Source organism: Zobellella maritima (genome assembly GCF_003075035.1).
GTDB lineage: Bacteria > Pseudomonadota > Gammaproteobacteria > Enterobacterales > Aeromonadaceae > Oceanimonas > Oceanimonas maritima.
Map to the genome: position 1 here is coordinate 595,838 of NZ_QCZE01000001.1, position 24,797 is coordinate 620,634.

The window sequence follows — 24,797 nt, forward strand, 5'->3', positions numbered from 1 at the left end:
ACTGTCGAGAAGTTAAAGGGATAATGATGCAAAATGGCGTAATGCAAGCCTGGCTGGAATCCTCTCACCTGGCCGGTGCCAATGCGACCTATGTAGAAGACCTGTACGAGGCCTACCTTGCTGATCCTGACTCCATTTCCGATCAGTGGCGCAGCGTGTTCGACGCTTTGCCGGCGAGCGATGGATCTCCGGAGCAACCCCACTCGCAAGTAAGAGATTATTTCCGCCGTCTGGCCAAAGACACCTCCCGCTATGCTACCCCGGTCAGTGATCCCCACACTGATGCCAAACAAGTGAAAGTCCTGCAGCTGATCAACGCCTACCGTTTTCGTGGCCATCAGAATGCAAACCTTGATCCCCTCGGGTTGTGGAAGCGTGACACCGTTGCCGAGCTGGACCCGGCCTTTCACAACCTGACCGGCGCCGATCTGGATGCTACCTTCAATGTGGGTTCCTATGCCATCGGCCAGGAAACCATGAAGCTGAAGGATCTGGTTGCGGCGCTGAAAAAGACCTACTGCGGCTCCGTCGGTGCCGAGTACATGCACATTACCAGCACCCGGGAAAAACGCTGGATCCAGAGCCAGCTTGAGCCTGTGGTGGGTGAGCCCAAATACACAGCCGAAGATAAACAGCGGTTTCTGGATAACCTGTCCGCCGCCGAAGGCATGGAAAAATATCTGGGGGCCAAGTTCCCCGGTGCCAAGCGCTTCTCCCTGGAAGGCGGCGATGCGCTGATCCCCATGACCAAGGAGCTGATCCGTCGCTTCGGCGAGAAGGGTGGCCGGGAAGTTGTGATCGGTATGGCCCACCGTGGCCGTCTGAACATGCTGGTCAACGTGCTGGGCAAGCGGCCCCAGGATCTGTTTGATGCCTTTGCCGGCAAGTACGAAGTACAAAGCTCGGGTGACGTGAAATACCATATGGGTTTCAGCTCCGACTTTGAAACCTCGGGCGGCACAGTACACCTGGCGCTGGCGTTCAACCCTTCGCACCTGGAAATCGTCAACCCTGTGGTTATCGGCTCGGTGCGTGCGCGCATGGACCGGCTCGACAACCCGGACGGCCGCCAGGTACTGCCGATTACCATTCACGGTGACTCGGCCTTCGCCGGCCAGGGTGTGGTTGCCGAAACCTTTAACATGTCGCTGACCCGCGGTTACGGGGTGGGTGGCACAGTGCGTATCGTGATCAACAACCAGGTGGGCTTTACTACCTCCAACCCGCGCGATACCCGCTCTACCGAATACTGTACCGATATCGCCAAGATGGTACAGGCGCCGATTTTCCATGTGAATGCCGACGATCCCGAAGCCGTGGTACAGGTGACCCAACTGGCCCTGGATTTCCGCAACGAGTTCGGTCGTGACGTGGTCATCGATCTGGTCTGCTACCGCCGCCATGGTCACAACGAGGCCGACGAGCCGAGTGCGACCCAGCCGCTGATGTACCAGAAGATCAAGAAGCACCCGACGCCGCGCAAGATTTATGCGGACAAGCTGATCGCCGAGGGCACGGTTTCGAGCGAGGATGTGACCTCCCTGATCAACGAATACCGGGATGCCCTGGATCACGGTGAATGTGTGGTCAAGGAATGGCGGCCGATGGAGAAACACTCCGTTGACTGGTCGCCCTACCTGGGCCACGAGTGGGACATGCCCTATGACTCCAGCTATGAGCTGGACAAGCTGAAGAACCTGGCCGAGCGGGTGACCGATTACCCCGAGAGCCATAGCCTGCAGCGCCAGGTGGGCAAGATCTATGCCGACCGTAAGCTGATGGCCAAGGGCGAGAAGCTGGCGGATTGGGGTTTTGCCGAAGTACTGGCCTACGCCACCCTGTGCGACAACGGCTATGAGGTCCGCCTCACCGGCCAGGACTCCGGCCGTGGTACCTTCTTCCACCGTCATGCGGTACTGCACAACCAGAACGATGCCAGCACCTATACCCCGCTGTGCCACCTGTCCGAGCAACAGGGTCAGTTCCAGGTTTATGACTCGGTGCTGAGCGAAGAGGCGGTGATGGCCTTCGAATACGGCTATGCCACTGCCGAACCGGAAGGCCTGACCGTGTGGGAAGCCCAGTTCGGTGACTTTGCCAACGGTGCCCAGGTGGTGATCGATCAGTTCCTGAGCTCCGGCGAGCAGAAATGGGGCCGGATGTGCGGCCTGACCCTGCTGCTGCCTCATGGCTATGAAGGCCAGGGACCCGAGCACTCCAGCGCCCGTCTGGAGCGTTATCTGCAGCTGTGTGCGGAACACAACATGCAGGTGTGCGTGCCCACTACCCCGGCTCAGGTATTCCATATGCTGCGCCGTCAGGTATTGCGACCGATGCGCCGTCCGCTGGTGGTCATGACGCCCAAGTCGCTGCTGCGTCATCCGCTGGCTGTTTCCGAGCTGGAAACCCTGGCCAGCGGCAGCTTCCAGAATGCCATCGGCGAGATCGATGACCTGGATCCCAAAGGTGTCAAGCGCGTGGTGCTGTGTTCCGGCAAGGTGTATTACGATCTGCTGGAAGCGCGCCGCAAGAACGAACAAACGGACGTGGCGATTATCCGGATTGAGCAGCTGTATCCCTTCCCGCAGGAAGAGGTCGCCGCCATTCTGGCCGACTACCAGCATGTGCAAGACTTTGTCTGGTGTCAGGAAGAGCCGCAAAACCAGGGAGCTTGGTACTGCAGCCAGCATCATTTCTGGGCTGCGATCCCGGCTGGGGCCAACCTGCGTTATTCCGGACGTGCCGCTTCGGCATCACCGGCCGTGGGTTACACCTCTGTTCACTTACAACAACAAAAAGCGTTGGTCGAAGACGCACTGACGTTGACTCAAGCATAACCGCACATAGGACATATTGATGACCATCGAAATCAAGGTTCCCGACCTTCCAGAATCTGTCGCCGATGCCACCATTGCTACCTGGCACAAGCAGCCGGGTGACCGGGTTGAGCGCGACGAAGTAATCGTCGACATCGAAACCGACAAAGTCGTACTGGAAGTACCTGCGCCTGAAGCCGGTATCCTGGAAGCCATCATCGAAGATGCCGGCGCAACCGTGCTGGGCCGTCAGCTGATCGGCAAACTCAAGCAAGGCGCCGTTGCCGGTGAGGAAACCAAGGACAAGCCGGCTGCCGCAGACGGCGAAGCCAAGGCCGATGCGAAAGCTGATGCCGACGGCGATGCCCTGAGCCCGGCAGTACGCCGCCTGGTGGCCGAGCACAATATCGATGTGGCCAAGCTGGCCGGCTCCGGCAAGGGTGGCCGGATCACCAAGGAAGACGTGGAAGCCTTTATCAAGGGCGGCAACAAGCCAGCCGCAGCTCCGGCTGCCGACGCCAAGGCTCCGGTCGTGCCTCTGGGTGAGCGTACCGAGAAGCGGGTACCCATGACCCGTCTGCGCAAGCGGGTGGCCGAGCGTCTGCTGGAAGCCAAGAACACCACCGCCATGCTGACGACCTTCAACGAAGTCAACATGGGCCCCATCATGAGCCTGCGCAAGCAGTATCAAGAGGTGTTTGAGAAGCGTCATGGTATCCGTCTGGGCTTTATGTCTTTCTATGTGAAGGCGGTGGTCGAGTCGCTCAAGCGTTATCCGGAAGTGAACGCCTCCATTGACGGCGACGATATCGTCTATCACAACTACTTCGATGTCAGCATTGCCGTGTCCACCCCCCGTGGCCTGGTAACGCCGGTACTGCGCGACTGCGATCGCCTGAGCCTGGCCGATATCGAAAAGAGCATCAAAGAGCTGGCCATCAAGGGTCGTGACGGCAAACTGACCGTGGACGACATGACCGGCGGTAACTTCACCATTACCAACGGTGGTGTATTCGGCTCCCTGATGTCTACTCCTATCATCAACCCGCCGCAAAGCGCCATCCTGGGTATGCACAAGATCCAGGACCGGCCGATGGCGGTGAACGGCAAGGTGGAAATCCTGCCGATGATGTACCTGGCTCTGTCTTACGATCATCGTCTGATCGATGGCCGTGAGTCAGTGGGTTACCTGGTCTCCATCAAAGAACTGCTGGAAGATCCGACCCGCCTGCTGCTGGACGTATAACCGATAATAACAATGAGGTCGGGCCTGCAGCCCGACCCACTTTTATGTCCTGAACCCAACACAACAACGGAATACGCAACATGAATTTGCATGAATATCAGGCAAAACAACTGTTTGCCGAATACGGACTGCCCGTATCAGAAGGCTACGCATGTGATAATCCCCAGGAAGCGGTAGAAGCAGCCAGCAAGATTGGCGGCAACATGTGGGTAGTCAAGTGCCAGGTTCACGCCGGTGGCCGTGGCAAGGCGGGCGGCGTCAAGCTGGCCAAGACCAAGGAAGAAATCCGTGAATTCGCCGAAAACTGGCTGGGCAAGAATCTGGTGACCTACCAGACCGACGCCAACGGCCAGCCGGTTGCCAAGATCCTGGTTGAATCCTGCACCGATATCGACAAAGAGCTGTACCTGGGTGCGGTTGTTGACCGTGGCACCCGTCGCGTGGTGTTCATGGCATCCACCGAAGGCGGTGTAGAAATCGAGAAGGTAGCGGAAGAGACTCCCGAGCTGATCCACAAGGCTGCCATCGATCCCCTGGTTGGCCCTCAAGCCTACCAAGGCCGTGAACTGGCGTTCAAACTGGGCCTGAAAGGCGACCAGATCAAGCAGTTCACCAAAATCTTCCTGGGCCTGGGCCAGATGTTCCTGGACTACGATTTTGCCCTGCTGGAAATCAACCCCCTGGTGATCACCACTGCCGGCAACCTGCACTGCCTGGACGGCAAGATCAACATCGACTCCAACGCCATGTATCGTCAGCCCAAGCTGCGTGAAATGCACGATCCGTCCCAGGACGATGCCCGTGAAGCCCACGCTGCCAAATGGGAACTGAACTACGTCGCCCTGGACGGCAACATCGGTTGCATGGTTAACGGCGCGGGCCTGGCCATGGGTACCATGGACATCGTCAACCTGCACGGCGGCAAGCCGGCCAACTTCCTGGATGTGGGCGGCGGCGCCACCAAGGAGCGGGTAACCGAAGCCTTCAAGATCATCCTGTCCGACAGCAATGTCCAGGCTGTTCTGGTGAACATCTTCGGCGGTATCGTACGCTGTGACATGATCGCCGAAGGCATTATCGGTGCGGTGAAGGAAGTGGGCGTTAAAGTACCTGTTGTGGTTCGTCTGGAAGGCAACAATGCCGAAGCCGGAACCCAGAAACTGGCCGAGTCCGGCCTGAACATCATCGCCGCGACCAGCCTGACCGACGCTGCCGTCCAGGTCGTTAATGCCGCACAGGGGAAATAACAACATGAGCATTCTGATCAACAAAGACACCAAGGTTATCTGTCAGGGCTTTACCGGTGGCCAGGGCACCTTCCATTCCGAGCAGGCGCTGGCATACGGCACCCAGATGGTCGGCGGCGTGTCTCCCGGCAAGGGCGGCTCCACCCACCTGGGCCTGCCGGTATTCAACACTGTGCGTGAAGCGGTCGAAGCCACTGGCGCCACTGCCTCCGTTATCTATGTGCCGGCGGCCTTCTGTAAAGATGCCATCCTGGAAGCGATCGATGCGGGTATCCAGCTGATCGTGACCATCACCGAAGGCATTCCTACCCTGGATATGCTGGACGTGAAAGTGAAGCTGGACGAAGCCGGCGTGCGCATGATCGGTCCTAACTGCCCGGGCGTGATCACCCCGGACGAGTGCAAGATCGGCATCATGCCCGGTCATATCCACAAGAAGGGCAAGGTGGGTATCGTTTCCCGCTCCGGCACCCTGACCTACGAAGCGGTCAAGCAGACCACCGACGAAGGTTTCGGCCAGTCCAGCTGTGTGGGCATCGGTGGTGATCCCATCCCCGGTTCCAACTTTATCGATATCCTGGCCCTGTTCGAGAAGGATCCGGAAACCGAAGCCATCGTGATGATCGGTGAAATCGGCGGCAGCGCCGAAGAAGAAGCGGCCGCCTACATCAAGGCGAACGTGACCAAGCCGGTGGTTTCCTACATCGCGGGCGTGACTGCGCCTCCCGGCAAGCGTATGGGCCATGCCGGCGCCATCATTTCCGGCGGCAAGGGCACCGCAGACGAGAAGTTCGCTGCGCTGCAGGACGCCGGTGTGAAAACCGTACGCTCCCTGGCCGATATCGGCAAGGCACTGCGTGAAGTGACCGGCTGGTAAATTCTAGCTGGAAGCTGAAAGAAAAAAGGAGCCGAGAGGCTCCTTTTTTATTACATGAAATTACCCGAACGGTAGCTTGGCGATGAGCGAAGCGAATCCCAACCATGGATTCTGCTCACCCCTCACCAATAATCACATTCGTTCGGCCCGGCTCCAGGGATCCGGCTTTCTGCTGAATTCACCGTGACGCCAGTTATTGGCCAATTGACGGAAATGATCACCGGAGACGTGGATCAGGTCTCTGTGATCACCGCTTTCCAGGTAGATGTCTGCCATTTCAAGCAAGGCTTCATCGACCAGGGTATCCAGTGCGAAGGGTTCGCCCATCGCCGGAATAGCCCCTTTATCACAATCCTTGAACATCCGGATGAGTTCTTGTTCCGATGCCAGCCTGACTTCGCCGTGAACCAACTGGTTAAAGCGTTGCAGGTCGACCTTGTCGGCTGCGGGGATCACCGCCATCATCCGCTGACCACCTTCGTTCTCAAGGATGACCGCTTTTGCCATCTGGGCCAGAGGAATGTGACTGGCGATGGCACTTTGAGCGGCGCCCTCTGAATAGGCATGGTGCACCATGTCGTAGGGGATCTGCTGGCTGTCCAGGTATTGCTTCAGTGCAAGCGACATACCCATAATTACCTCCCGAAGGCGTGCGTACACAGGTACAGGCTGCCTCCTCTGTCGTGCCCACTGAGTATAGTAGCAGTTGAATAAATTGCTCGCTAAATGACCAATCTCCAGATGATTGGTTTACCTTAATAATAGCCCATCGGGACCCGAAGCGGCGTACAGGCCAGGCTGGACGCAGTGCCGGGCACAAACCCGAATAAAGGCTCCGGGAGGCTCCCCAGCGGCCATCATCGGTTTGCATCACAGAGGGAGGCGCCTGGGTCATGCCCACCTTTAACGGGGCCACCCGTGTCTGAACCGGATTTACAAAATTATTGCAGAGATAAATGCATCCTGGTGCACTCCAGGCTGCTACACATTCTTGGTTATTCAGGTCATAACATTGGCTTATGACTTGCCCTTAAACCGGCATTGGACAGCAAAGCGCCAGCCAGTAAAGATTGAAGTCCATCTCAATAATGAGGGAACCATGATGAGAAAAACCGCCTTACTCTTTGCCGCCGGCCTGACGCTGACGACCATGACTTCGGCCAGCGCCAGAGACTGGAGCCAGATCCGCATTGCCGTGGAAGGCGCCTACCCGCCATTTTCTTCCATGACCGAAAACGGGGAAGTGGTTGGCTTTGATGTGGATATTGCCAGAGCCCTATGTAACGAATTGCAGGCCCGTTGCGAGCTGATAAACCAGGACTGGGACGGCATGATCCCCGGCTTGCTGGCTCGCAAGTTTGACGCCATTGTGGCGTCCATGTCGATCACCGAAGAACGCAAGAGAAAGGTGGACTTCACCAACAAGTATTACCAGATACCCGCTATTTTTGTGGGCGCCAAAGGGACTGAGTTTTCCCTGACCCCGCAAGGTCTTGATGGCAAAACCGTGGGGGTACAGCGGGCCACCACCCACGACAAGTACATCAGCGACAACTTCGGCGACAATGTCGATATTAAGCGTTATGGCTCTCAGGACGAAGCCTATCTGGATCTGTCCAGCGGCCGGCTCGATCTGCTGTTGGTCAATCAGCTGGCGGTGCGCCAGGGCTTTCTCGATCTGGACGCAGGCAAGGACTTTACTCAGGTGGGTGAGCCGGTGACCGACCCGCGCTGGTACGGAGAAGGGGTTGGCATTGCCGTACGCAAACAGGACAAGGCGCTCAGGCTGAAACTCAACGATGCCATCAGCGCCCTGCGTGCCGATGGTCGTTACCAGGAAATTAACGATCGTTATTTTCCGGTCGATATCTACGGCCCCGGGCAGCCTTAAGCGTTCGGCGCTACTATGCGAATGCCCTGCTCGCGGATCCAGGCCAGGGTTTCGTCCAGAAAGGCACTGGCCAGACGGCTGCGGGGCTGAAATGCCGGAAACAGCACGTCAATCCGAAAGGGCACCATGGGGCTAAAGGGGCGGCTGATCAGCCCCTGTGCACGGGCCGCCCCGGCGGTAAAGGGATCCACCAGGGCGATGCCGGCTCCGGCTGCCACCAGTGCTGCCTGACTGGCCACCAGTGAGGTGTGAATGCGGGTAATGGGCCGGGCGGCTGCTTCTGTCAGCAGGCGCTGAACGCGGTCGCTGGGATCCAGGTGTGGCTCCAGCTGGATCAGCGTCTGGTCGTGAAGGTCTGCCGGCGTCACCTTGGGTTTGTCAGCCAGCGGGTGATCCCGGGGGAGCAGGCAGACACACTCAAACACCCATGGAATGTGCTCCAGTCCCTGTTCTGCGCCCATCATGTCGGCAAAACCAATGTCGCTCTGGGTGGCCCGGGTCTGGGCCAGCACATCGGCGGAGCGGTGAGTTACCAGCCTGACGTTGACCCCGTCAAAGCGGCGGCAGAAACGTGCGATCACCTGGGGCAGCAGCGACACCGAAAACGCCGGCAACGCCGAGATCACCAGCTGCTCGCCTCTGTGCTCGCGAATGCCGGCGGCGGCCTGCTCCAGCCGGTCAAGGCCGATAAAGGCCTTGTCCACTTCCGCCAGAAAGGCTCTGGCTTCACGGGTGGCGAGTAATCGGCTCTTGTGGCGCTCGAACAGGCTGAAGCCCAGCGTGGATTCCAGTTGGGACAGCAGCCGGCTGACCGCCGGCTGGCTGATATGAAGCAGGCGGGCGGCATCGGTGACGGTGCCGCTCAGCATGATGGCACGAAAGGCGTTGAGCTGCTGAAAGGTTAACATGCATAACATTCCCTGATGATGTGAATCATATTATGCGCTGCATGTTATGAATTGCCAGCAATATGCTCGGGATTGGAGGTATCGATATGTGGGATCTGGTCATCGTTGGCGGTGGCGTCTGTGGTCTGGCCCTGGGCTATGGCGCCAGTCGCCGCGGCCAGCGGGTACTGGTGCTGGACGACCGGGACGCTCTGGCTCGCCCTTCCCGGGGCAATTTTGGTCTGATCTGGGTGCAGGGCAAGGGCGTCGGTTTCAGCGACTATGCCCGCATTACCCAAGCCTCGGCCCGGCTTTGGCCCGGCTTTGCCGATGAACTGCAACAACTGACCGGGGTGGATTTGGAATACCGCCCCAGCGGCGGGCTCGATTTCTGCCTGAGCCCGCAGGAAGTGCTTGAGCGCGAGGCCGGCCTGGAGGCGCTCCATGCCGATACCGGGCTGCAAACCCGCATGCTGAATGCCACCGAGCTGGCATGCTTCCTGCCCGGAGTCGGGCACGTGCCGGGCGCCTCCTGGTGCGACATGGACGCCCACGTTAATCCGCTGATGCTGCTGCTGGCTCTGGCGCAAGGTATTGAACGGCGGGGGGGCAGTGTACGGCGCGACGAGGCGGTGCAGCAGGCGGAGGCGGGCAGTGACGGTGTTCACCTGTTGCTGGACGGTGGCAAGGAAATTCATGGTCGGCACCTGTTGCTGTGTACCGGCCTGGGGGGCGAGGCACTGCGCGACTCTCTGGGAGTGACGTTGCCGGTACGGGGAGTAAAGGGACAGATTCTGGTGACCGCCCGCCAGCCGCCGCTGTTGCCCTTTGCCACCGCACACCTGCGCCAGACCGCCGACGGCACAGTGATGTGCGGTGACTCCTGGGAAGAAGGGGACACGGGTAATCAGACCCAGACACTGGTGCTGGGCAAGATTGCCCGTACCGCTACCCGGCTGCTGCCGGCGCTTGGCCAGGCGCGCATGCTGCGGGCCTGGGCCGCCACCCGGGTGATCACCCCGGATGGCGCTCCCCTTTATCAGCCTTCGGCCCGGTATTCAAACGTGCATGCCGTGGCCTGCCACAGCGGCGTGACGCTGGCCGCCTGGCACGCCCTTGAACTGGCCGGCCTGCTGGCGCAACACAGCGGTGCGCCGCTGCTATCAATGACCACGGAGAGATTTGATGTGGAAACCAACCCAAACCACCGCCACCGTATTGGTTCGCATTGATGACGAGCCCTGCCGGGTGCCGGCGGGCAGCACCGTGGCCTCGGTGTTGCTGCAACAGCGTAAGGTTATCTGGCGAGAGGGCCGGGCGCGCACGCCTTTGTGTCTGATGGGCGTGTGCTACGAGTGTCTGGTATGGGTGGATGGCGAACAGCGCCAGGGCTGCCAGGTGCCGGTGGCTGCCGGCATGGACATTGATACCGGAGGCGAACATGCAAGTTGATCTGCTGGTGGTGGGCGCGGGGCCGGCGGGCATGGCCCTGGCCACCGACGCGGCCTGCATGGGCCTGAACGTACTGGTGGTGGATGAACAGGCGAGCCACGGAGGCCAGATCTACCGGGCCTGGGAAAGGCAAAGTGACGGAACACTGGCGCTGATGGGGCCGGATTACCGCCGTGGTGGCGAGCTGGTCACGGCTTTTCGCCGGCAGCCACTGCACTATTGGCCGGGCACCCGGGTCTGGGCCATCGAGTCCGGTTTTTGCGTGTCCTTGTTGCGCGATGGCGTGGCCAGCCAGGTGCGAGCCGAACGAGTGGCCGTGTGCACCGGTGCCATGGAGCGGGCCTGGCCCTTTGCCGGCTGGACCCTGCCCGGTGTGGTGAACGGGGGCGGTGCCCAGATCCTGCTGAAGGAGCAGGGGCTGATGGCCGAGCCGGCGGTATTGGCAGGCACTGGCCCCTTGTTGTATTTGCTGGCCTGGCAGTATCTGCAACGAGGCTGCGCACCGCTGGCGGTGGTGGATCTGACCCCCCTGCGCCACTACCGTCGTGCCCTGGCCGCCTTGCCCAAGGCCCTGCGCGCCGGTCACTACCTGTGGCAGGGGCTGCGTTACCAGTGGGCGCTGAAGCAGGCCAGGGTGCCCCTTTACCTGGGGGCCTGCAGGCTTGCCGCCGAGGGTGATCACTGGGTACGTGCGGTGCGCTTTGAGCACCGGGGGCGGAAGCACCATATCGACACCGATACCCTGCTTACCCACTTCGGCGTGATCCCTCATACCGCGCTGTCGGCCGGAGCCGGTTGCCCCCTTGATTGGAGTCCGCAGCGACTGTGCTGGGAGCCTCGCCAGCAAGACGGCCGTACCCCGGTGCCCGGTCTTTACGTGGCCGGTGACGGCGTCGCCATTCTGGGCGCGCGCCAGGCGGCCTGGCGTGGCCGGCTGCTGGCTCGCGAGCTGGCGCGGGAATTAAACATTCAGCCGGTTATCAACGAGGACGAGGCCCGGCAGCTGCAGGCCAGCATGGAACAGGATGCGGCCATACGGCCTTTTCTGGAAGCGCTGTATCGGCCCGATGAGCAGGCCCTGGCCGAGGAAGACGATGCTACTTTGTTGTGCCGCTGTGAAGGGATAAGCCTGGGACGAGTGCGGGGGCTGGCCGCCCAGCACAACCTGGACATGAACGGACTGAAGGCCTTTAGCCGATGCGGCATGGGGCCCTGTCAAGGCCGCCAGTGCGGCCCCCAGGCGGCCATGGTGCTGGCGGCGAAGCAGGGCAGGGAGGTGGGTGAGCTCGGCGTGTTTACGCCCCGCTGGCCCGCCGCCCCCCTGACCCTGGCACAGCTCGCCAGTCTGGCGGAGCAAGAGCCGGACTGAGTTACGCCGGCTTGACGGTGTCCACCCGGCTCGTCACTTCGCCGTTGGCCAGCCGGGTGGTGATAACATCATCCTTGTGCAGTTGGCTGACGTCGGTGATCACGCTGTTATTGTGCAGGGTGATGCTGTATCCCCGGGAGAGGGTGGCCAGGGGGCTCATGGCGTGCAGCCGCGAGCCGGCCAGGGCCAGACGGTGGCCCAGTGCGCCCAAACGGACGGTCAGTGCTCCGTGCAGCCGTTGCTGTAGTGCATTAAGCCGCTCTGTGCCGTGGGCCAGACGCTGGCCTGGGTGCTGGTGTGCCAGCCGCAGTGCCGCCCGTTCTGCCCGCTGGCCGGCCTGTTCCAGACGCCGGCTCATGGCCCGCATCAGGCGCAGTTGCAGCTGGTCGAGCTGCTGACTTTGTTGCTGTAGTCGCTGACGCGGGTGCTGGCGCTCCAGCCGGTGCTGCAGCTGGCGCAGGCGGCTCTGCCTGTCACCGAGCAAGCGCTGCATGGCCAGCTCCATCCGTTGCCCGCCCTGTTGCCACTGGCGCCGCTGCACATCGCTGTCCTGGCTGATCAGCTCGGCCGCGGCCGACGGGGTGGGGGCCCGCAGGTCGGCCACCAGATCGGCCAGGCTGATATCGGTTTCATGACCCACGGCACTGACCACCGGCAGCCTGGAGTCGGCGATGGCGCGGACCAGGCGTTCGTCGTTGAAGCTCCAGAGATCTTCCAGTGAACCGCCGCCCCGGGCCAGGATCAGCAGGCAGCATTCCCGGCGGCGGTTGGCGGTGGACAGGGCCTGCACCAGTTGCGGCACGGCGGCATCCCCCTGTACCTGGCTGGGATAAACGATGACCTCGAGTCCGGGCGCCCGGCGGGCCAGTACGCTGATGATATCCCGCAGTGCGGCCCCGGTGGGAGAGCTGATGATGCCGATGCGTCTTGGGTGGGCGGGCAGGGGATGCTTGCGTTCGCTGTCAAACAGGCCTTCGGCCCCCAGCCGAGCCTTGAGGGCCTCGAACTCTTGCCGGAGCAGGCCTTCGCCGGCCGCCGCCATGGTTTCGGCTACCAGCTGGTAGTCTCCCCTGGGCTCATAGAGGGTAACCCGGGCAAAGATCAGTATCTGATCGCCATTCTTGGGCCGTATCTTCACGCTGCGATTGTTGCCCCTGAACATGGCACAGCGTACTTGGGACTGGCTATCCTTGAGGGTAAAATACCAGTGGCCCGAGCCGGGCATGGCCAGGTTGGAGATCTCGCCGGTTAGCCAGACCGTTCCCATTTCGCCCTCCAGCAGCAGGCGGGCGTGACGGTTGAGGCGTGTCACCGTATAGATATCTGTTAACTTTTCCTGGTGCAAAATGGTCCCTTGACAGTATTTTTATATAAAAATAATTGGCTTTGCCCGTTATTTTGCTCTTAATTACACAAAATAACAAAATATCGCTTTACCCGAAGGGCCGACATATCTACAATTTGTCGGCAATATTTTTCCCCAACCATTATGGTGAATATTGCGATGCTTAGGATTGCCCAAGACGCCCTGACCTTTGATGATGTATTATTGGTCCCCGCCCATTCTTCCGTCTTACCCAATACGGCAGATCTCCGTACCCGTTTGACTCGGGACATTCATCTTAACATCCCTATCGTTTCCGCCGCCATGGATACTGTGACCGAGGCCGATCTTGCGATTGCCCTGGCTCAGGAAGGGGGCATCGGCTTTATTCACAAAAATATGTCGATCGAAGAGCAGGCCGCTCAGGTACGCAAGGTCAAGAAATTCGAGAGCGGAGTGGTGTCCGACCCGGTCACCGTCCGTCCGGATCTGACCATTGCCGATATTCGCGAGCTGACCCTGATGAACGGTTTTGCCGGCTATCCGGTGGTCACCGCCGAGGGGGAGCTGGTGGGCATCATTACCGGACGGGACGTGCGTTTTGTGCACGATCTGGGCAAAAAGGTCCATGAGGTGATGACCGAGAAAGAGCGTCTGGTGACCGTTACCGTAGGCACACCAAGGGATCAGGTCGAATCTCTGATGCAGCAGCACCGTATCGAGAAAGTGTTGGTCGTGAGCGAACAGGGCCGGCTGACCGGCATGATCACCGCCAAGGACTTCCAGAAAGCCGAGCGTAAACCCAATGCCTGTAAAGACGAGCAGGGCCGTCTGCGGGTAGGCGCTGCAGTGGGCGCGGGCGAAGGCAACCAGGAACGCATCGAAGCCCTGGTCAAGGCGGGCCTGGATGTGCTGCTGATCGATTCATCCCACGGCCACTCTGATGGTGTACTAAACCGTATCCGCGAAACCCGTGCCGCCTACCCGGATCTGCCGATTATCGGTGGCAACGTGGCCACCGCCGCCGGTGCCCTGGCATTGGTCGAAGCCGGCGTCAGCGCGGTCAAGGTAGGTATAGGTCCCGGCTCCATCTGTACTACCCGTATCGTCACCGGTTGCGGCGTGCCGCAGATCACCGCCGTGGCCAATGCGGTCGAGGCCCTGAAGGATCTGGATGTTCCGGTCATCGCCGATGGCGGCATCCGTTTCTCCGGTGATATCGCCAAGGCGCTGGCCGCCGGCGCCAACTGCGTGATGATGGGCTCCATGTTCGCCGGTACCGAAGAATCACCCGGTGAAATCGAATTGTTCCAGGGACGCTCCTTCAAGTCCTACCGTGGCATGGGCTCACTGGGCGCCATGACCAAGGGCTCAAGCGACCGTTATTTCCAGAGCGACAATGCCGCCGACAAGCTGGTACCGGAAGGCATCGAAGGCCGGGTTCCCTACAAGGGCAAGCTGAAGGAAATCATTCATCAGCAGATGGGTGGCCTGCGCAGCGCCATGGGTCTGACCGGCAGTGCGACCATTGATGACCTGCGCACCAAGGCGGAATTTGTTAAGATATCCGGCGCGGGCATCCAGGAATCTCATGTGCACGATGTGACCATTACCAAGGAAGCGCCCAACTACCGTATGGGTTAATCCCGGAAAAGCAGCAAACGGGGGAGCAATCCCCCGTTTTTATATTGCCGTTTGTCTACCCCCCCACAAGCGGCGTCTGTAATCAGTAGGAAGACAATGACCAAAAATATCCATGATAACCGGATCCTGATCCTGGATTTCGGCTCCCAGTACACCCAGTTGATTGCCCGTCGCGTACGCGAACTGGGTGTTTACTGTGAATTGTGGGCCTGGGACGTCAGCGAAGCCCAAATCCGTGAATTTAATCCAAATGGTATTATCTTGTCCGGGGGGCCCGAGTCGGTTACGGAACAAGGCAGTCCGCGTGCTCCCGAGTATGTATTCAATGCCGGCGTACCGGTATTCGGTATCTGCTACGGCATGCAGACCATGGCCGAGCAGCTGGGCGGCACTGTGGCCGGCTCTACCGAGCGGGAGTTCGGTTATGCCCAGGTACAGCGGGTAGCCGATTGCGCCCTGTTCGCCAATATTGAAGATGCCGTAGACGAGCAAGGCAATGCCCTGCTGGATGTGTGGATGAGCCACGGTGACAAGGTGGTCGCCCTGCCGGAAGGTTTCACCAAGGTAGCGCAAACCGGTAACTGTCCGTTTGCGGCCATGGCCGATGAGTCCCGCCACTTCTACGGTGTGCAGTTCCACCCGGAAGTGACCCATACCCGCCAGGGCGCGCGCATGCTGGAGCACTTCGTGCGCACCATCTGCGACTGCCCGGCGCTGTGGACCCCGGCGACCATCATAGAGGATGCGGTCGAGCGTATCCGCGAACAGGTGGGTGACGATGAGGTGATTCTGGGGCTGTCCGGCGGGGTAGACTCCTCTGTGGTGGCCATGCTGGTGCACCGCGCCATTGGCGACAAGCTGACCTGTGTGTTCGTGGACAACGGCCTGCTGCGCCTGAACGAAGGCGAGCAGGTGATGGAGATGTTCGGTGACCACTTCGGCCTGAACATCATCAAGGCCGACGCCGAAGAGCGCTTCCTGTCCGCCCTGGCGGGTATCGACGAGCCGGAGGCCAAGCGCAAGACCATTGGCCGCGTGTTCGTGGAAGTATTCGACGAAGAGTCCAAGAAGCTGAAGAACGCCCGCTGGCTGGCCCAGGGCACCATCTACCCGGATGTGATCGAATCAGCCGCTTCTGCCACCGGCAAGGCGCATGTGATCAAGTCGCACCACAACGTGGGTGGCCTGCCCGAAGACATGAAGATGGGGCTGGTCGAGCCGCTGCGCGAACTGTTCAAGGACGAAGTGCGTAAGGTGGGTCTGGAGCTGGGTCTGCCCTACGACATGCTCTACCGTCACCCCTTCCCGGGCCCGGGCCTGGGTGTGCGGGTACTGGGCGAAGTGAAGAAGGAATACTGCGACCTGCTGCGCCGGGCCGACGCCATCTTCATTGAAGAGCTGCGCAAGCACGATCTGTACAACAAGGTCAGCCAGGCCTTCACCGTGTTCCTGCCGGTGCGCTCCGTAGGCGTGATGGGCGATGGCCGCAAGTACGACTGGGTAGTGTCTCTGCGGGCCGTGGAAACCATCGATTTCATGACCGCCCACTGGGCCCACCTGCCATACGACTTCCTGGGGCATGTGTCCAACCGCATCATCAACGAGATCGACGGCATCAGCCGCGTGGTGTACGACATCTCCGGCAAGCCGCCCGCCACCATCGAGTGGGAGTGAGCGGTTTAACCTAGAAAATACATTTAAAAGGCGCCTAGGCGCCTTTTTATTGCCCTCCCTAAACCGCCTCAATAGGCTGTGATTATTCCTGGTTTAGGCTAAGGATTTAATTTCCCACATGAAAACGGTACTACTTATTAACTATAGGTAAGCCATGGAAACGTTTTAATATTCTGTTAATTCATTTTCCAAAGCATTTATATATTTATTCACGTCATATATAGAATGATTATTGAGCATGGCTTTATATTTTTGCTGAAAATACAGACGGTGGCTGTCCGAATTGCTTACTAAACGCCGTAGTGTAAGCGCTATGGCTTTCGTAGCCGCTTGCTAGTGCCACCTGGGTGATTGGTATTCCTTTTAGCAATAGCGTGAGTGACGACATTAACCGCAGTTGTTGACGCCATTTACCAAAGGTCATGCCAGTCGATTGAAGAAAACGCCGGTGAAAAGTCTTATCGCCCATTGCCAGTCTGTCAGCCCACTCGGTGGCGGTGGTTGCATCGCCCGGGTTGTTCAGTAGTGACTGACACACTCGCTGTATCGGGCTGTCAGCATCGCCCGCAGGCCACGGGAGATGAAACGGAAGGGCAGGCTGGGTGTGTATTTCCTCGACCAAGAGCTCGCCCAGCAAACGTATGCGGGTAGAAGATATGGCCTGTTTGTCGGCCTGGGTCAATGCCATTATCAGCTCTCGTAGCAGACCGGAAACATGTATCACACAATCTCTCTCTGGCAGGCGGGCGCAAATATCATTGTGCACGAACAAACCGTGTGCTTGCAGCGCCACGGGAACAACCAGACTGTGCGCAACGCCTGACCGTAACCAGACCGCTGCGGTGGGAGGAACCAGCCACTGACCGCTTTCTGCTTCCACACGCAGCAAACCACGATCTGCATAAATCAGATGACCGTGCGAATGCGTGTGCAAGGGAACGATATGGCCGGCAGGGTAGTGCACCGCCACACCAAATATCGGCAGACCGCTTGCTTCTTCCAGGCTGAGGTCAAGTGCATGATTGCCGTCTTCAGGAGAGGAAAAACCCATGCGAGAGGAATTTGTCCAAATAGATAAAGAATATGTCTATTTTTATGTAGTTAGACAAGGTGTGCAAGTCTAATATTGGGTTCAAGCAATTTACCGGATTTCATTACCCATGTTCGATTTTGAACTTTCGCAACAACGACTAACGCTGGCTCTTGGTCGGGGTCCGCACGTATTCGTTCGTGCTATGACCCATCCTGATTTCCCCTGACCCCGACCATCGTCAGCTTGTTTCGAGCCAGGGGAATCAGGCGTTAACAGATTCTTTTGGAGTGTTTTTAATGCTGGCTGATCCTTCCCGGAAATACCATCCTATTTCCCCAGTCAATCTTGCCGATCGTCAATGGCCGTCCCGTACCCTGACGCAAGCGCCGATCTGGCTGTCCACTGATCTGCGCGATGGCAATCAGGCACTATTCGAACCAATGAACCGCGAGCGCAAGCTGCGCTTGTTTCATGAACTGGTGCGGATCGGTTTTAAAGAAATTGAAATAGGCTTCCCCGCAGCCTCGCACACCGACTTCGAGATTGTGCGTCACCTCATTGATGCGGGCCAGATCCCTGAAGATGTTACCCCCATGGTGATGACGCAATTACGCGATGATTTAATCACCGAGACGGTACGCAGTGTGGCAGGTGCGCGGCGTGTGATCGTGCATGTCTATAACGCCATCGCACCCGCCTGGCGTGACATCGTGTTCGGCATGAGCGTGCCGCAGATGATAGACATGGTGGAACGCCACATCATGCTGCTTAAGCGGCTGACGGCCAACCACCCAGAAACGGAATGGGTTTTGCAGTACTCTCCTGAGACATTCAGCATGGCTGAGCAGGAGGTTGCGCTGGCCATGTGTAACGCCGCTATTCGCGTCTGGGATGCCGGGCCGCAGCGGCGGATGATCATCAACCTGCCGACCACGGTAGAAGTCTCCACGCCCAATGTCTTTGCCGATCAGATCGAATGGATGGATCGGCGGCTGGAGCGGCGTGAGCACATAGTGCTGTCCGTGCATCCCCACAACGACCGGGGCACGGGAGTGGCCTGTGCCGAGCAAGCCATGCTGGCCGGCGCACAACGAGTCGAGGGATGCCTGTTTGGCAACGGTGAACGCAGCGGCAATGTCGATATTGTGACGCTGGCGTTGAACCTGTATACGCAAGGCATCGCGCCAGGATTGGATTTTTCCGACATTGCAGCGGTTGCCCGTGTGGCTGAGGAATGTACCGCATTGCCTATTCATCCGCGTCATCCATATGTGGGCGATCTTGTATTCACGGCGTTCTCAGGCTCTCACCAGGATGCCATCGCCAAGGGGTTTGACGCGCAGAAGGCTGATATGCCTTGGCGTATTCCTTATCTACCGATTGACCCCCAAGACCTGGGCCGCACTTACGACAGCATTGTGCGCGTTAACAGCCAGTCGGGGAAGGGCGGTATCGCGTTTTTACTGCAACGGGATCACGGCATCACCATGCCACGTCGTATGCAGGTGGAATTCAGCTCCATTGTGCAGGCTTTGGCCGACACCAGTGAAACGGAACTGAGCAGCGAGCAAATTTGGGATCTGTTTGAGCACACTTATCTTGCTTCGATACGGAAACAATCCAGCTTCACCTATCGCGGCCATCGTCTGTACGGACATAAGGACGGGCAGGGCATTACCCTGGATATTGCGGATGCGAATGGCAATATCAAAACTGTCGAGGGAGCAGGCAAGGGGCTGATTGCGGCCACTGTAGCGGCGTTGGGACTGCCGTTGCGTATTGATAGTTATGAGGAGCGCAGCCTGGGCGCGGGTTCTGATGCAGAAGCACTGGCTATTGTAGAGGCAGCCATACCCGGCGTTCCCGGGTCACGCTTTGGCGTGGGGCGACATTTGAACATTGTTACTGCTTCGGTATTGGCAGTGCTAAGCGCGGCGGCCAGATTTTCGACGTTAAACGAGACGGCCAGCTGAGTTGCATTCCAATTAACATGAAAACCGCCTCAAGTGAGGCGGTTTCTTTATCACGCTGGGTTAAGGTATCAACCAGTTGGCTGTAGCGCCTTGATCGGTGGTTGCGGGTGTTGCCTGGCTTGGGCCAGATCGTAGTTCACCTGCATGGCGAGCCAGGCTCGGGCCGTGCTCACTCCCGCCATTTCCAGACGAAGAGCAAGGTCAGGGCTGATCGCCGCTCGGCCGTTCAGTACACGGGACAGAGCTACACGGGACATGCCCAGTCGCTCAGCCGTTTCCTTGACAGACAGGCCCAGCTCACCTTTCAACTGGTGTAATCTGAAGGAGGGAACGTTGAGGTCGTCCGGACCAGCGGCAACGTCCAGTAACGCCAGGATACGACTTAGTTTGGCCGCATGTGCCGCTTGAATGCCTCGGGTCGTCCCAGTCTTGTAGAAGGCTTCAAGCCCTTTATGTTGGAATCCTGTGATTTCATCCCAAGTTTATAAAAATTCTGCACGTGGTATTTTACTTGGTATCGAAGAAGGGTGTCCTTGTCAGTTTCTGATATTTAACGAATGAAAGTAACTGTTGATAATGGAGTGGAAATCACTCGTTAGGTAAAAGCTGGCACTAACCGGCATAAAATGACACTTAAGCCCATGTTTTAATGGGATTTTTGTTATGAGGTTTCCCTTGGGGTTTGTAAAAGCTGGAGCATGCCCGGCTTGCCCGCCATTTAGTGTGAAGCGGTAAGTTGCTGCACGGAGATCAGGTAATCTGGCTAAGGGAAACGCACGCCGGGTTAGCATCAGTGGCCGCTGGCAGATGTTCGTCAGCTTAATACTAACCGACACGACGTTTTCTCTCTGCGTCCAGCAGTGTTTGTTTGCGCTCCAGTCCCCAGCGATATCCACCCAGGCTGCCGTCCCCTCTTAAGACCCGATGGCAAGGGATCAGCACGCCAATACGGTTTTTGGCACAGGCCGATGCGACCGCCCGTACCGCCTTGGGGTTGTCGATGTGTGCAGCCACCTCGCCATAGCTGAGAACATCGCCTTCCCGGATGCTCAGCAGGAACTGCCACACCTTCATTTGAAACGCCGTGCCGCGCATATCCAGGGGCAGCTCCGGCCGGGGAGCGCCTTGGCTGATATGCCGATCCAGTGCTTCCACCCAGGCATCGAGTTCGGGGGCATCTTGCGCAGGGGAGGGGCGTAACTCAGCATGAGGAAACTCCGCCTTCAGATGGGCGAGCAGTGATGTTTCATCATCACCAAACTGGGCAAAACAGACGCCTTTATCCGTTGCTGCCATGGCCATCAGGCCCAGGGCAGTGGTTCGGCAGGCGTAGATGATGCTCTCGCCTGCGCCGCCTGTTCGATAGGCCCTGGGGGACATGCCGATATTGCGGCTCGCTTCGCCGTAGACACGGCTAATGGAGCCAAATCCAGAGGAGAAAATCGCGTCAGTCACGCTGTCACCTTCCTTCAGGGACTGCTTGAAATGCCGCATTCGAACCGCGTCCTGGTAGGCTTTGGGGGAAATCCCCAGGGCCTGCTTGAATATTCTTTGCAGCCTTGATGGTGACAATCCGGCTATCTCGGCCAGGTGAGCCAGTGTCAGCCGCTCATCGGCATGCTGTTCAATGTAACGGGCGATCTCCACCAGTCGTTCAACGCGTGATATTCCTTCAGCAGGCCGGCAGCGCTTACAGGGCCTGAAACCGGATAGCATGGCGCTTTCCACGGTCGGGAAGAATCTCAGGTGCTCGGGTCTCGCCGAGCGCGTAGCGCAGGACGGCCGGCAGAAGACGCCGGTCGTGATGACCCCATAGAAAAACTGGCCATCACGGGACTTGTCCCTGGCAGCTATCGCTTGCCTCATTTCCTGTTCAGATGGCATCGACATGGCATGAACTCGAGTTAGACCTTGATAACCGTTATATGACCTTATTTTGCCTGGCGCTTCCATCCGATTATTGCCGGGTTATCGTTAACGCCGATATTTTACAGACCCTGTGATACCGGAGTTAACGTTGCCCCCTGGGCGACAATGGCGGTTTTGAGCCGCTGAGATGTTGACCCAGGAGCAAGCTCCCTATGGGCCTTACCTTCGAGAGCAGCCCGGGGCAGCTTGTTCGCGATAGAATTGGAAACGGCAGGAGCAACCAACCCGCTGCTGGTCACCTTGCGGGTTCCTGTCCCGGCGATATTGCTTGGCTCCCTGTTCCTCAACGAGCAGGTGAAGGCTGTCCATTTGTTATGGATTGCTCATTTCCAGGAATGGTCGTCACTCCCACTAAGGTGGGAGTCCATGTGTTTCTGCAGATCGGTTGTGGTGATCCGGGCCGTGCTCCTTGTCCTGGAACTCCGTCTTCGCGGAGATGACGGGATAACTCCCAGTCGTGACGATGGATGATGGGCCGGCCCAAGTTGAAGCTAGGGGCTTTACCCGTCGGCGCCAGATGCCTTTATTGATCAGATGCTGTAACAGCAATCTGTGTATTGGTGGTCGGTGTGAGCAGCGGCGTCAGTTGTTCCGGAGTTGAGCCAAACCAGTAGTGAATATGCTCTGCTGCGATCAACAGCGGCATGCGGTTGTGATATTGAGCACACAGTTCGTCCGGCTGGGTGGTGAGCGTAACCAGCGCCGGGCTGGCTTCGTGCTCGCGTGCCGGGTACCAGATGCCGGCCATGTAGAGCTCATCGCCGCTGGCATGTTCGAACCGGTATTTTTGTTTTCTCGGCCCGCCTTCATCCCGCCATTCATACCAGCCCGAGCAGGGCACCAGGCAGCGGTGCTCGGCAAAGGCGCGGGCGAAGGTTTTTTTGCCGGTCACGGTTTCCGCCTTGGCGTTGATCAGCCAATGCGTGGCCCACTCCGGCTTGATACCCCAGTGGGTGTTCAGCTGCTGTAAGCGGTCATCGAGCCAGGCCACCGTGGCCACTGTGTGGGTGGGGCGCACATCATCATTGGGCGGAGTGTTGAACGCAATGCCCAGCCTGGCGCCGACCTGGGTGCTTAGCTCGATATCCAGTGCAAATCTGCCACACATAGCGTCCTCCCAATGTTTTGAGTGTAGACCCGCCAGCAGGCTTCATTTGGTGATCTTGTCGAAATGCCGCACTCAAAATATACTGTTCATATATACAGTACATAAAGGTTTGAACATGGATGCAGTGACTCCCCTTGGGCCCCACCAGCAGCGTAGCCGTCAGCCGTTGCCGCTGATCCTGGAACGGGCCCAGTGCGGTTTTCCCAGTCCGGCCCAGGATTATGTGGAGCAGGCGATTGATCTCAATGATCTCTGCATCAAGCATCCGGCCGCCACCTATCTGGTGCGGGCCGGGGGCGAGAGCATGCTCAATGCCGGCATTCGGCCGGGAGATGTGCTGGTGGTCGATCGCAGCCTGGAAGCTCGGCACGGCGATGTGGTGATCGCCGCGGTGAACGGTGAGATGACCTGCAAATACCTGGCGCTCAGGCCCCGGGTGCGGTTGGTGCCGGCCAACAACCGATTTCGGCCCATCGAGTTTGCCGATGGCGAAACCCTGGACGTATTCGGTGTGGTCACCAATGTCATCCATGCGTTCCGGCGGCCATGATCAGCTACGCCCTGGTGGACTGTAATAACTTCTATGCCAGCTGCGAGCGGCTGTTCAGGCCTGATTTGCGTGGCCGGCCGGTGGTGGTGCTGTCCAACAACGACGGCTGCGTGGTGGCCCGCTCCGCCGAGGCCAGGGCCATGGGCATCAGAATGGGCGAGCCCTATTTCAAGATAATGGCAGAGTATGAACGGGCGGGTGGCATGGCCTTTTCGAGTAACTATACCCTGTATGCGGATATCTCCAGCCGGGTGATGCGAGTGCTGGAAATGCTGGCGCCGGCGGTGGAGGTGTACAGCATCGACGAGGCCTTTCTGGATTTGACCGGTGTTGCGAATGCCATGGAGCTGGTGGCGTTTGGCAAGCAGGTGAGGGCAAGGGTTGAGCAATGGGTAGGGATTACCGTGGGGGTGGGCATAGCGCCGACCAAGACCCTGGCCAAGCTGGCCAACTACGCGGCCAAGAAATGGCCGGCCACCGGCGGGGTGGTGGATCTTAGCGCCCGGAATCGGCAGCGCAGGCTGATGGCGATCACGCCGGTGGAGGAGGTATGGGGCATCGGCCGGCGGCTGACCCGGCAGCTGGTGGCCCAGGGGGTAACCACAGCGCTGGATCTGGCCAAAGTGCCGCCCAAACTGGCTCGAAAGCAGTTTTCCGTGGTGCTGGAGCGCACCATCATGGAGCTGAACGGCATTGCCTGCATTCCCTGGGAAGACAGCCCTGCCCCCAAGAAGCAGATCATCAATTCCCGCTCCTTTGGTGAACGTGTCACCGAATATCAGCCCATGCGGGAGGCGGTGTGCCAGTATGCGAGCCGGGCCGCCGAGAAGCTGCGCCAGCAGCGGCAAACCTGTCGGCTGGTGCAGGTGTTTATTCGAACGTCACCGTTCGCCGAGAACGAGCCCCGCTACAGCAACCATGCTTCGGTCGAATTGACGCTGCCCACGGCCGATACCCGTGATATGGTGGCTGCCGCCGTGCGGGGGCTGGAGGCGATCTGGAAAGACGGATGCCGTTACCAGAAAGCCGGGGTGATGTTGTGTGATTTCTGGCCGCCCGGTACTTATCAACCGGGGCTGTTCGAGCAGGTCAATGAGCGGTTGCACAGTGTCGAGCTGATGCAGGTGATGGACGCCATCAACCAGTCCAGGCGCGGCAGGTTGTTCCTGGCGGGAGAAGGGATCAACAAGCCGTGGCAGATGAAGCGGGCACGGTTGTCGCCAGCCTATACCACCCGCCTGGGTGACATTCCTGTGGTGCTCTAATAAGAGAGGCTATATCGCTGAGTGGCTGGCATATATCATTGCATCTGGTGTGATGTGCATCACGTATTTTAGGGTTCAACGTCTGACGGTATTAACGACGGTATTTTGTGGAAAACTACAAATGCTGACAGACTCCAAGCTGAGAAACCTGAAACCCCAGAACAAGGTGGCCGATCGTGATGGCCTCTATGTGGATGTAACGCCCGCCATCACCGTCTCGATCCGTTATAATCACTCAATCTATGACCACCAGGAGACGATCACTTTTGGCCATTATGGCGAGGGTGGAATTACCCTGGCAGAAGCCCGGGAGCGACTGGTTGAGGCCAAGCGGATGGTGGCCGATGGTAAGCCACCGATCTTGCTGGCTCCGGTACGGATGAGTGATTTGCTTCATGTCACCTGGGATGAAATCGATTTCGAGGCTTCTACTCAGAGTAGACCGGCTGGCAGGATGAAAGCCGGGCGGGCCTATGTAATCTGCATGGACAGGATTGTTTCATTTATAGTAC

20 protein-coding genes and 1 pseudogene are annotated in these 24,797 nt (G+C 58.7%); 14 read left to right on the top strand and 7 right to left on the bottom strand.

The features are described from left to right. Positions 1–26 precede the first annotated feature (26 nt). The 4 genes from sucA to sucD all read left to right on the top strand — a co-directional run bounded on the left by sucA (position 27) and on the right by sucD (position 6,186). Positions 27–2,837 (top strand): 2-oxoglutarate dehydrogenase E1 component, encoded by a 2,811-nt coding sequence (sucA, locus tag DCS96_RS02695; RefSeq protein ID WP_116472812.1) that lies wholly within the window; start codon positions 27–29, stop codon positions 2,835–2,837. 19 nt (positions 2,838–2,856) lie between these two features. After that, positions 2,857–4,062 carry a 2-oxoglutarate dehydrogenase complex dihydrolipoyllysine-residue succinyltransferase gene (odhB, locus tag DCS96_RS02700; protein ID WP_116472813.1) on the top strand — a complete coding sequence of 402 codons (1,206 nt, stop codon included), beginning with the start codon at positions 2,857–2,859 and terminating at the stop codon, positions 4,060–4,062. Positions 4,063–4,142: 80 nt separating this feature from the next. Then, positions 4,143–5,309, top strand: coding sequence for an ADP-forming succinate--CoA ligase subunit beta (gene sucC / locus DCS96_RS02705; protein WP_116472814.1), 1,167 nt, complete (start codon positions 4,143–4,145; stop codon positions 5,307–5,309). Positions 5,310–5,313: 4 nt separating this feature from the next. Then, positions 5,314–6,186, top strand: a complete 873-nt coding sequence (sucD, locus tag DCS96_RS02710) for a succinate--CoA ligase subunit alpha (protein ID WP_116472815.1) — start codon at positions 5,314–5,316, stop codon at positions 6,184–6,186. A 132-nt stretch (positions 6,187–6,318) separates the two neighbouring features. Here sucD and DCS96_RS02715 read toward each other — a convergent pair whose 3' ends face one another. Next, positions 6,319–6,819, bottom strand: coding sequence for an aminoacyl-tRNA deacylase (locus DCS96_RS02715; RefSeq protein WP_116472816.1), 501 nt, complete (start codon positions 6,817–6,819; stop codon positions 6,319–6,321). 466 nt (positions 6,820–7,285) lie between these two features. On the opposite strand from DCS96_RS02715, the gene DCS96_RS02720 reads away from it, so the two are divergent. Continuing rightward, the gene (locus DCS96_RS02720) at positions 7,286–8,077 is read left to right on the top strand and encodes an ABC transporter substrate-binding protein (protein WP_408645995.1); all 792 of its coding nucleotides are present in this window, start codon (positions 7,286–7,288) and stop codon (positions 8,075–8,077) included. On the opposite strand, the gene DCS96_RS02725 is transcribed toward DCS96_RS02720, so the two are convergent. Next, the gene (locus DCS96_RS02725; protein WP_198649901.1) at positions 8,074–8,985 is read right to left on the bottom strand and encodes a LysR substrate-binding domain-containing protein; all 912 of its coding nucleotides are present in this window, start codon (positions 8,983–8,985) and stop codon (positions 8,074–8,076) included. The two genes, DCS96_RS02720 and DCS96_RS02725, sit on opposite strands and share 4 nt — an antisense overlap. A gap of 86 nt (positions 8,986–9,071) precedes the next feature. Between DCS96_RS02725 and DCS96_RS02730 the strand changes: the two genes are divergently transcribed. From DCS96_RS02730 to DCS96_RS02740, 3 genes are read left to right on the top strand one after another with little or no spacing between them, the layout of a single operon-like run. After that, the gene (locus DCS96_RS02730; RefSeq protein ID WP_157953562.1) at positions 9,072–10,196 is read left to right on the top strand and encodes an NAD(P)/FAD-dependent oxidoreductase; all 1,125 of its coding nucleotides are present in this window, start codon (positions 9,072–9,074) and stop codon (positions 10,194–10,196) included. Further along, entirely contained in the window at positions 10,150–10,416 is a 267-nt protein-coding gene (locus tag DCS96_RS02735; RefSeq protein ID WP_116474504.1) for a (2Fe-2S)-binding protein, read from the top strand. Before DCS96_RS02730 ends, DCS96_RS02735 begins: the two co-directional genes overlap by 47 nt. Further along, positions 10,406–11,785 (top strand): NAD(P)/FAD-dependent oxidoreductase, encoded by a 1,380-nt coding sequence (locus DCS96_RS02740; RefSeq protein WP_198649902.1) that lies wholly within the window; start codon positions 10,406–10,408, stop codon positions 11,783–11,785. Before DCS96_RS02735 ends, DCS96_RS02740 begins: the two co-directional genes overlap by 11 nt. Before the next feature lies 1 nt (position 11,786). Here DCS96_RS02740 and xseA read toward each other — a convergent pair whose 3' ends face one another. Continuing rightward, positions 11,787–13,130, bottom strand: coding sequence for an exodeoxyribonuclease VII large subunit (gene xseA / locus DCS96_RS02745; RefSeq protein WP_116472820.1), 1,344 nt, complete (start codon positions 13,128–13,130; stop codon positions 11,787–11,789). Between the two features lie 159 nt (positions 13,131–13,289). On the opposite strand from xseA, the gene guaB reads away from it, so the two are divergent. Continuing rightward, positions 13,290–14,753, top strand: coding sequence for an IMP dehydrogenase (gene guaB, locus DCS96_RS02750; RefSeq protein WP_116472821.1), 1,464 nt, complete (start codon positions 13,290–13,292; stop codon positions 14,751–14,753). A 96-nt stretch (positions 14,754–14,849) separates the two neighbouring features. Beyond that, the gene (gene guaA, locus DCS96_RS02755; RefSeq protein WP_116472822.1) at positions 14,850–16,427 is read left to right on the top strand and encodes a glutamine-hydrolyzing GMP synthase; all 1,578 of its coding nucleotides are present in this window, start codon (positions 14,850–14,852) and stop codon (positions 16,425–16,427) included. A gap of 244 nt (positions 16,428–16,671) precedes the next feature. On the opposite strand, the gene DCS96_RS02760 is transcribed toward guaA, so the two are convergent. Beyond that, on the bottom strand, positions 16,672–17,478 hold the full coding sequence (locus tag DCS96_RS02760) for an AraC family transcriptional regulator (RefSeq protein ID WP_116472823.1): 807 nt from the start codon (positions 17,476–17,478) through the stop codon (positions 16,672–16,674). 278 nt (positions 17,479–17,756) lie between these two features. Here DCS96_RS02760 and DCS96_RS02765 point away from each other — a divergent pair, with 278 nt between their 5' ends. Beyond that, on the top strand, positions 17,757–19,433 hold the full coding sequence (locus DCS96_RS02765; protein WP_116472824.1) for a 2-isopropylmalate synthase: 1,677 nt from the start codon (positions 17,757–17,759) through the stop codon (positions 19,431–19,433). 68 nt (positions 19,434–19,501) lie between these two features. Here the strand turns inward: DCS96_RS02765 and DCS96_RS18910 are convergent, their stop codons facing one another. The 3 genes from DCS96_RS18910 to DCS96_RS02785 form a co-directional block, all read right to left on the bottom strand. Next, on the bottom strand, positions 19,502–19,903 hold the full coding sequence (locus tag DCS96_RS18910; protein WP_116472825.1) for a HigA family addiction module antitoxin: 402 nt from the start codon (positions 19,901–19,903) through the stop codon (positions 19,502–19,504). A 355-nt stretch (positions 19,904–20,258) separates the two neighbouring features. Then, entirely contained in the window at positions 20,259–21,386 is a 1,128-nt protein-coding gene (gene ada / locus DCS96_RS02775; protein ID WP_332870191.1) for a bifunctional DNA-binding transcriptional regulator/O6-methylguanine-DNA methyltransferase Ada, read from the bottom strand. A 499-nt stretch (positions 21,387–21,885) separates the two neighbouring features. Next, positions 21,886–22,470, bottom strand: a complete 585-nt coding sequence (locus DCS96_RS02785; RefSeq protein ID WP_116472827.1) for an SOS response-associated peptidase — start codon at positions 22,468–22,470, stop codon at positions 21,886–21,888. Between the two features lie 115 nt (positions 22,471–22,585). Between DCS96_RS02785 and umuD the strand changes: the two genes are divergently transcribed. The 3 genes and pseudogenes from umuD to DCS96_RS18755 all read left to right on the top strand — a co-directional run. Further along, positions 22,586–23,020: a translesion error-prone DNA polymerase V autoproteolytic subunit gene (gene umuD, locus DCS96_RS02790; protein WP_116472828.1), complete on the top strand. Its 435-nt coding sequence runs from the start codon at positions 22,586–22,588 to the stop codon at positions 23,018–23,020. Next, positions 23,020–24,285: a translesion error-prone DNA polymerase V subunit UmuC gene (umuC, locus tag DCS96_RS02795; protein ID WP_456300734.1), complete on the top strand. Its 1,266-nt coding sequence runs from the start codon at positions 23,020–23,022 to the stop codon at positions 24,283–24,285. Before umuD ends, umuC begins: the two co-directional genes overlap by 1 nt. Before the next feature lie 121 nt (positions 24,286–24,406). Further along, positions 24,407–24,643, top strand: a pseudogene (locus DCS96_RS18755) (Arm DNA-binding domain-containing protein); the annotation flags it as partial. Positions 24,644–24,797 lie beyond the last annotated feature (154 nt).

Bases quoted from the DNA above. Each gene is read 5' to 3' on its own strand.
- DCS96_RS02785 (WP_116472827.1), bottom strand. From the start codon at position 22,470: ATGTGTGGCAGATTTGCACTGGATATCGAGCTAAGCACCCAGGTCGGC.
- DCS96_RS02715 (WP_116472816.1), bottom strand. From the start codon at position 6,819: ATGGGTATGTCGCTTGCACTGAAGCAATACCTGGACAGCCAGCAGATC.
- guaB (WP_116472821.1), top strand. From the start codon at position 13,290: ATGCTTAGGATTGCCCAAGACGCCCTGACCTTTGATGATGTATTATTG.
- sucC (WP_116472814.1), top strand. From the start codon at position 4,143: ATGAATTTGCATGAATATCAGGCAAAACAACTGTTTGCCGAATACGGA.
- DCS96_RS02765 (WP_116472824.1), top strand. From the start codon at position 17,757: ATGCTGGCTGATCCTTCCCGGAAATACCATCCTATTTCCCCAGTCAAT.
- odhB (WP_116472813.1), top strand. From the start codon at position 2,857: ATGACCATCGAAATCAAGGTTCCCGACCTTCCAGAATCTGTCGCCGAT.
- DCS96_RS02725 (WP_198649901.1), bottom strand. From the start codon at position 8,985: ATGTTAACCTTTCAGCAGCTCAACGCCTTTCGTGCCATCATGCTGAGC.
- sucD (WP_116472815.1), top strand. From the start codon at position 5,314: ATGAGCATTCTGATCAACAAAGACACCAAGGTTATCTGTCAGGGCTTT.
- DCS96_RS02730 (WP_157953562.1), top strand. From the start codon at position 9,072: ATGTGGGATCTGGTCATCGTTGGCGGTGGCGTCTGTGGTCTGGCCCTG.
- DCS96_RS02720 (WP_408645995.1), top strand. From the start codon at position 7,286: ATGATGAGAAAAACCGCCTTACTCTTTGCCGCCGGCCTGACGCTGACG.
- DCS96_RS02760 (WP_116472823.1), bottom strand. From the start codon at position 17,478: ATGGGTTTTTCCTCTCCTGAAGACGGCAATCATGCACTTGACCTCAGC.
- guaA (WP_116472822.1), top strand. From the start codon at position 14,850: ATGACCAAAAATATCCATGATAACCGGATCCTGATCCTGGATTTCGGC.
- ada (WP_332870191.1), bottom strand. From the start codon at position 21,386: ATGGAAGCGCCAGGCAAAATAAGGTCATATAACGGTTATCAAGGTCTA.
- DCS96_RS02740 (WP_198649902.1), top strand. From the start codon at position 10,406: ATGCAAGTTGATCTGCTGGTGGTGGGCGCGGGGCCGGCGGGCATGGCC.
- DCS96_RS02735 (WP_116474504.1), top strand. From the start codon at position 10,150: ATGTGGAAACCAACCCAAACCACCGCCACCGTATTGGTTCGCATTGAT.
- sucA (WP_116472812.1), top strand. From the start codon at position 27: ATGCAAAATGGCGTAATGCAAGCCTGGCTGGAATCCTCTCACCTGGCC.
- umuD (WP_116472828.1), top strand. From the start codon at position 22,586: ATGGATGCAGTGACTCCCCTTGGGCCCCACCAGCAGCGTAGCCGTCAG.